This window comes from Streptomyces niphimycinicus (genome assembly GCF_018883605.1).
In the GTDB taxonomy this organism is placed as follows: Bacteria; Actinomycetota; Actinomycetes; order Streptomycetales; family Streptomycetaceae; genus Streptomyces; species Streptomyces niphimycinicus.
On sequence record NZ_JAHLEM010001288.1, the window covers coordinates 1 to 879 of the forward strand.

The window sequence follows — 879 nt, forward strand, 5'->3', positions numbered from 1 at the left end:
GACGCGCGCGCGGCGGGCGGGGTGACGGTGCGCATTCCGGACGCGGGCGCCGCGCGCCGGCGGGGCACCCGCGCCCTGCCGACCGACTCCGACCGAGCCGGGTGGATCACGGTCCGCGTGGACGAGGAGGACGCGGACGACATCGGCCTCTCCCAACTACCGGCCGCCTTCCGCGCCTCCACCCGCACGATCCCCCTGGACGCGGAGCCCGCACCCCCCGACCACGCCTACGCCTTCGAGGAGCCTCCCGCAGACACCCGCGAACACTTCCCGGGTACGGGTGGCGCTGCCGCAGGCGTCGAGTATGGACAGCCGCACGTCGGCCCGGCGCACGAGGCGCGTCCGGGTGCGAGGGCGAAGGGCGCCCACGCCCCCGCGAGCGACGGGCTCCCGGACATCGGCCCGGTGGGCGAGGCAGGTCCTGCCGAGCCCATCGGCGGTGCCGCTTCCGTGGGCGACCGGCCGACGGGTGGCGACCCGGCGCGTGGGGATGGCGTATCCGCTCCGCGTGCGTTTGGTGAGCCGCGCCAAATGGGCCAGGTGACGGGTGGCGTTGAAGAGGCGCAGGGCTCCTCCGCCGCCACGGGCGACGGGCTCCCGGGCATCGGCCCGGTGGGCGAGGCAGGCACCGCCCAGCACATGGTCGGCGCTGCTGCTTCCGTTGACGACCGGCTACCGTATGCCGGGCCGGTGGGTGGGGCGGAGGAGACGCGCTCCGATTGGCAGGGAGCGGCCCCTGTCGAGGACGCGGAGGCGGGGCCGGAGCGGGCCCATCGGCGTCGTCCGCTCGCGGCGGAGTCGCGGCCCGCGGGGCGGGTGACCGTGCGGATCGACGAGGCCGAGGACGCCCCGCTGGGCGACGGCGGCCCGTGCCCGGAC

General features: G+C 77.2%; 1 pseudogene. It reads left to right on the forward strand.

The annotated features are described in order from the left end of the window. Positions 1–879, forward strand: a pseudogene (locus KN815_RS49390) (hypothetical protein); the annotation flags it as partial.